General features: G+C 30.6%; 5 protein-coding genes. 1 reads left to right on the forward strand and 4 read right to left on the reverse strand.

The features are described 5' to 3' along the window. The coding region (locus AB1Z17_RS02250) for a YgiQ family radical SAM protein (protein ID WP_368050165.1) at positions 1 to 1,661 on the reverse strand (1,661 nt) is incomplete at its 3' end. 162 nt (positions 1,662 to 1,823) lie between these two features. Here AB1Z17_RS02250 and AB1Z17_RS02255 point away from each other — a divergent pair. Beyond that, positions 1,824 to 2,297, forward strand: a complete 474-nt coding sequence (locus tag AB1Z17_RS02255; protein WP_368050166.1) for a hypothetical protein — start codon at positions 1,824 to 1,826, stop codon at positions 2,295 to 2,297. A 49-nt stretch (positions 2,298 to 2,346) separates the two neighbouring features. On the opposite strand, the gene AB1Z17_RS02260 is transcribed toward AB1Z17_RS02255, so the two are convergent. The 3 genes from AB1Z17_RS02260 to AB1Z17_RS02270 are packed head-to-tail and all read right to left on the reverse strand — an operon-like array spanning position 2,347 to position 5,992. Then, a complete protein-coding gene (locus AB1Z17_RS02260) occupies positions 2,347 to 3,147 on the reverse strand; it encodes a glucosaminidase domain-containing protein (RefSeq protein ID WP_368050167.1) in 801 nt (266 codons plus the stop codon). A gap of 2 nt (positions 3,148 to 3,149) precedes the next feature. Further along, entirely contained in the window at positions 3,150 to 4,055 is a 906-nt protein-coding gene (locus AB1Z17_RS02265; protein WP_368050169.1) for a 1-aminocyclopropane-1-carboxylate deaminase/D-cysteine desulfhydrase, read from the reverse strand. Between the two features lie 17 nt (positions 4,056 to 4,072). Then, positions 4,073 to 5,992 (reverse strand): ABC-F family ATP-binding cassette domain-containing protein, encoded by a 1,920-nt coding sequence (locus tag AB1Z17_RS02270; protein WP_368050168.1) that lies wholly within the window; start codon positions 5,990 to 5,992, stop codon positions 4,073 to 4,075. Positions 5,993 to 6,139 lie beyond the last annotated feature (147 nt).

A 6,139-nucleotide genomic window follows, 5' to 3' on the forward strand; every position in this document is an offset into this window, starting at 1 on the left:
CCGCTATAATAAATTACTGTTGCAACTGTCATAGGTGTTGGAGTAAATCCTTGAACTTGCTCCAATTGAAATCCCATATCTTTTGTTTCAGCAGCTAAATTTGCCATATCTTCAACTTCACAAGCCGGATGATTTGATATAAAATACGGTATTAATTGTAAGTTTAATTTCTTACGAATATTAATTTTATCGAAACGATCTTTAAACATATGAAAATATTTAAATGAAGGTTTTCGCATTAATTTTAAAACTGGATCGGAAGAATGTTCTGGAGCAACTTTTAATCTCCCAGAAACGTGTTTGGTCATCACTTCTTCAGTATAAGCATCTAATTCCTTTGGGTCAGCTTTTTTATTAAATTCAGGCACTAACATATCGTGTCTGATTCCGCTTCCAATAAAAGATTTTTTGACTTTTGGATGTTTATCAACTGCCTGATATAATTCTGTTAAAGGTTTGTGCGAAGTATCTAAATTATGACAAATTACTGGTGAAATACAAGAAGGAGCAACACATTTGTCGCAAATTTCTTGAACTTTACCTTTCATTTTGTACATATTTGCAGAAGGTCCACCAATATCGGATAAATAGCCTTTAAAATCTGGCATATTCGCAACCTGATCTACTTCTTTTAAAATAGATTCCTGACTTCTACTAGCAATAAATTTTCCTTGATGTGCAGAAATAGTACAAAAACTACAACCTCCAAAACAACCTCTATGTATATTTATGGAAAACTTAATCATTTCAAACGCAGGTATTGCACCACGCTTATTATATTTTGGATGTGGAAGTCGTGTAAAAGGTAAATCGAACGAAGCATCAATTTCAACTTCCGTCATCGTTTCATAAGGCGGATTTATAACCAATTTTGAATTCCCAACATCCTGAAAAATTCTATTTGCAAACAATTTATTAGACTCTTGTTCAATTATTTTGAAATTTGAAGCAAATAACTTTTTATCCTTCAAACAAACTTCATGTGAATGAATAGAAACATCTTCCCAATTTTTATTTTTCGGAACTTCTTCATTTTTATTTAACAAAAAAGCAGTCTGTTTTATAGTTGTTAAACCTGAAAACGGAACCCCTTTTTGTAATAAATTTACAATTTCTCGCAATGGTTGTTCTCCCATTCCGTACACTAATAAATCTGCTTTAGATTCCTCTAAAATTGTAGGTTTTAGTGTATCACTCCAATAATCGTAATGCGTAACTCTTCGTAAAGAAGCTTCAATACCACCAATTAAAACAGGAACATCAGGGAATTTTTCTTTTAATATATTACTATAAACTGTAGTTGCATAATCTGGTCTAAAACCTTTATCTCCGTTGGGAGTATAGGCATCTTTATCACGTCTTCTTTTGCTAGCAGTGTAATTACTAACCATTGGGTCCATACAACCGCCTGTAACAGCAAAAAATAGTTTTGGAGTTCCAAGCTTTGTAAAATCTTGTAAATTATCGTTTACACTAGGTTGTGGAACTATTGCAACACGTAAACCGTAACTTTCTAAAATTCTACCAACAACAGCATGTCCAAATGCAGGATGATCTACATAAGCATCTCCGCTAAAAAGAATTACATCTAATTCTTCCCAACCTCTAAGTTTTACCTCTTTATTTGTTGTAGGTAACCAATCTGAAAGTTTATGCATCATATTTTGCAAAAATACACTATTTATAATTATTCTGAATAAGATTCTTTAGATCTTAATTTAAAATCAAATGTGTTAACGAATGTTAATGAGTGTTAAGCTTTTAAACCTTTTAATTTCAGTACAGTCAAAGAGGTATAAAAACACATTAAAATATTTAATATTATGAAAAAATTAGTAGGATTAACTTTAGTAATTATGTTATTTTCTTTGACTATTTCAGCACAAAGACAAGGACAAAGACAACAAAAAGCGCAATATACTCCAGAACAAAGAGCAACAATACAATCTAAAAAATTAGCCTTGCGATTAGATTTAAATGAAAAACAACAAAAAGAAGTTGAAAAGTTGATGCTAAAAAATGCTAAAGAGCGCGAACAAACCAGGGCTGCTTTTCAAAAGAACAAACAAGATGGCATAGGTCTAACGAATGATGAACGTTTTGAGCGTGAAAATATGCGTTTAACAAAACAACAAGCTCATAAAGCTGAAATGAAAAAAATTCTTTCTGAAAACCAATTTGAAAAATGGGAAACTATGAATCAAAAAGTTATGAGAAATGCTAATAAGAAAAAAGGAAACACTAAAGGAAATAGAAGCAACAAAGGCTCTCGAAAACAGTTAAATAATAGAGGTTAGTTTTCATATTTGATTGATGTTAAAAGCGTTGCAATGTGCAGCGCTTTTTTTATTTAGACACTCTCAATGTTTGTCCAACACTAATCGTATTTGAATCCAAACTATTAATTTTTTTAAGATCATCAACAGTTAAACCATATTTTCTTGAAAGTGAATACAACGTATCTCCTTTAGCTACTATATGATTTTTTAAATCATTATTTTTTGGATATTCAAAAGACTTCCCTAAAACTTCAGTATCGTATTTATGTAAATCGTACTTTTCAATAATTGCAATTAATTTTGCTGGATAACGTCTATCTGTAGCATATCCCGCTTTACTCAAGCCTTTTGCCCATTTAACATAATCGCCTTGTTTTATGTTGAATAAACTAGAATACCTCGATCTACTTGTTAAAAATAACGAATGATCTTTATAAGAATTTGCCGGATCTTTATACACTCTAAAACATTCTCCTTTTTCGTCGTCGTCGTGATAGGTTCTGTCTCCTTGCCAACCTTTATGACATTTAATGCCAAAGTGATTGTTCGATCTTTTTGTTAATTGACTATTACCACTTGATGATTCTAAAATACCTTGCGCTAACTTAATACTTGCAGGAATATTATAGTTGCGCATGTCTCTCATAGCCGCATCTTTAAACTGCTCAATATAATCCAACGTTGAATTTCTGATAGTTGAATTTGTGTTCGACACTACAGTAACCTCCTTAGAATCAAAATCGTCTGTAGATTTTATAATCATCTCCTTACGTGAAGTTTCGGCTTTCTTCGCAAGCTTCTTTTTAGATTTACAACTTACAACCAAGCTAAGTGTTAGAACTCCAATTAAAAAATATTTTAATTTCATAATTATATTATTTCTACTAAATTTTTCTTTTTCAAATATACATTCATTCCCTCAATTCCTTGTAAACCTCCAGTATGAATTGCTAAAATGCTATTTCCTTTTTCAAAATAACCTTTTTTTATTAAATCTATAATACCAAATAGCATTTTACCTGTGTAAACCGGATCTAATGGAATCCCTGTTTCTAGCTTAAATTTATTAATAAAATGAATTAACCTTTCCGAAACTTTTGCATATCCTCCAAAATGATAATCAGTATTTAAACTCCAATTTTTGTTAGTTCGTACATATTTCTTAATTTCATTTTGAAGAAAATCACCTTTTAAAGCAGGGAAACCAATAGTTTTTTGATGTTTTTTTGTTGAATTTATAATGCCTGAAATTGTTCCACCTGTTCCAACGGATGAACAAATTACATCATAAACAGCATCTTTATCCGTTAAAATTTCTTCACATCCCTTAACGGCAAAGGTGTTTGTTCCTCCTTCTGGAACTAAATAAAAATCACCAAATTGTTCTTTTAAATTATCTATAAATTCTTGGGAAGTTTTTTCTCTGTATGCACTTCTAGAAACAAAATGAAATTGCATCTTATGTTTTGAAGCAAACTTTAAAGTTGGGTTTTGTTGAAGTACTTCTTTCAAGTTATCAGCTAATTCTTCACCTCTAACAACTCCAATAGTTTTAAAACCGAATTGCGAACTAGCAGCAGCGGCAGCCGCAATATGATTGGAATATGCACCTCCAAAAGTAATTAATGTTTCTTTTTGCTGTTTTTTAGCTTCAACAAGGTTGTATTTTAATTTACGGTATTTATTCCCAGAAATAAAAGGGTGTAATTTATCTTCTCGTTTTATAAATAAAGAAATACCTGAATCTGCAATTTCAGAAAAATGGACTTGTTGAATATCGCTTATTTTAGATTCTAAGAACACACTTCAATTTTTTCTTCCAGTTCTGTCCAAGCTTCCATCAAAAGTTCTATTTGATGCTTTTTAGCTTTATAGTTCTCAAAAAAATCTGGCTTAGCAACAGTTGCTTCATAATCTTTAGCAAGTGCTTCGTCTAATTCTAAAATTTCTTTTTCCAGAACATCTATTTCAACCTCTATTTTACTAAGTTTATTCTTTAACTTTTTTAGCTCCTTTTCTGCTTCTCTGGATAATTGAACGGTTTCTTTTTTAGCTGTATCCGGTTTCTTTTCAATAACAGTTCTTTTTTCTGCTTCTCTTAAGTTTTCAATTTGATGTTGTTCCAAGAAAAAGTCAATATCACCTAAATACTCTTTAATAACTTTATCTTTAAACCCATAAACCGTTTTTGTTAAACCTTGTAAAAAATCCCTGTCGTGCGAAACTACAATTAGTGTTCCATCAAAATTTTGAAGTGCCTGTTTTAATACATTTTTTGAAGCAATATCTAGGTGATTTGTAGGCTCATCCATTATTAAAACATTGAATGGAGAAAGCAATAATTTACAAAGTGCCAACCTGTTTCTTTCGCCTCCTGAAAGCATTTTAGCTTTTTTATCAACAGCTTCACCGCTAAACAAAAACGAGCCTAACATATCTCTTACTCTAGCTCTATTTGTATCGGTTGCCGCATCTTGCATTATTTCTAACACAGATTTCTCTGGTTCTAAATATTCAGATTGATTTTGAGCAAAATATCCAATTTCAACATTATGCCCTAATTTTAAATGTCCGCCGTGTGCAATTTCACCAACTAAAATTTTTGCCAAAGTAGATTTTCCCTGTCCATTTTGCCCAACAAATGCAATTTTACTATTTCTTTCAATTAATAAGTCTACATTTTCTAAAACATGTTTACTTCCGTAGTTTTTAGATAAATCTTCAGCTTCAACAACTATTTTCCCTGGTTCTTTTGAAATTTGAAAGCGAACATTCATCACTGCATTGTCATCACTATCAACTTCTATACGTTCAACTTTATCCAGTTTTTTTATTAAAGATTGCGCCATTGTAGCTTTGTTAGCTTTGGCTCTAAATTTATCAATTAATAATTGTGTGGCTTTAATTTCCTTCTCTTGATTTTTCTGTGCTTGTAATTGTTTTTCTTTTATTTCTCCACGCAATAATAAGAACTGTGAATATGGTTTTTTATAATCGTAAATTTTACCTAAAGAAATTTCAATAGTTCTGTTTGTTACGTTATCTAAAAACATTTTATCGTGTGAAACCAGTACAATTGCACCCGTATAATTTTTCAAGAAATTTTCCAACCAAATAATAGATTCAATATCTAAATGGTTAGTCGGCTCATCCAATAATAAAATATCATTATTTTGTAATAATAATTTAGCCAATTCAATACGCATACGCCAACCTCCAGAAAATGTATCGGTTAACTTATCAAAATCTTCTCTTTGAAATCCTAAACCTTGTAGTATTTTTTCGGTATTTCCTTTATAATTATAACCTCCTAACAATTCGTAACGATGTGTATATTCGTTAACATCAACCATTAAATCGTGGTAATAATCGCTTTCATAATCTGTTCTTTCTGCTAATTCGAGATTAATTTGTTCTAATTTAGCTTCTATTTGTTTAATCTCTTCAAAAGCTTGATATGCTTCATCTAAAATAGTTCTCCCTTCTTCAAAATCAATATCCTGACGCAAAAATCCAATACGAATATCTTTATCAAAAGCCATGGTTCCTCCAGAACTTTCAATATCTTGAGAAATAACTCTTAATAAGGTAGATTTTCCTGCTCCATTTTTTCCAATTAGTCCAACTCTATCTCCTTTATTTAACTTAAAAGTTATTTCCGAAAATAAATCGGTACCGGCAAATGAAACCGATAAATTATGTACGTTAAGCATTGATATTTTATAATTTAATGTATATTTTTGTGTTTTCCATAAAACCTTGCAAACTTACTATAAAAATTTTTGGCACTCAATTAAAGTTTTTATTTTAATAACTTCAAAATACACAAAATATGTTTAAAAAAGGATCGAAACTTTATA

Source organism: Lutibacter sp. (genome assembly GCF_040883305.1).
Lineage (GTDB): Bacteria > Bacteroidota > Bacteroidia > Flavobacteriales > Flavobacteriaceae > Lutibacter.

What these genes read in the sequence shown, in the direction of transcription:
- AB1Z17_RS02260 (WP_368050167.1), bottom strand. Translation starts at nt 3,147, where the DNA reads ATGAAATTAAAATATTTTTTAATTGGAGTTCTAACACTTAGCTTGGTT.
- AB1Z17_RS02270 (WP_368050168.1), bottom strand. Translation starts at nt 5,992, where the DNA reads ATGCTTAACGTACATAATTTATCGGTTTCATTTGCCGGTACCGATTTA.
- AB1Z17_RS02255 (WP_368050166.1), top strand. Translation starts at nt 1,824, where the DNA reads ATGAAAAAATTAGTAGGATTAACTTTAGTAATTATGTTATTTTCTTTG.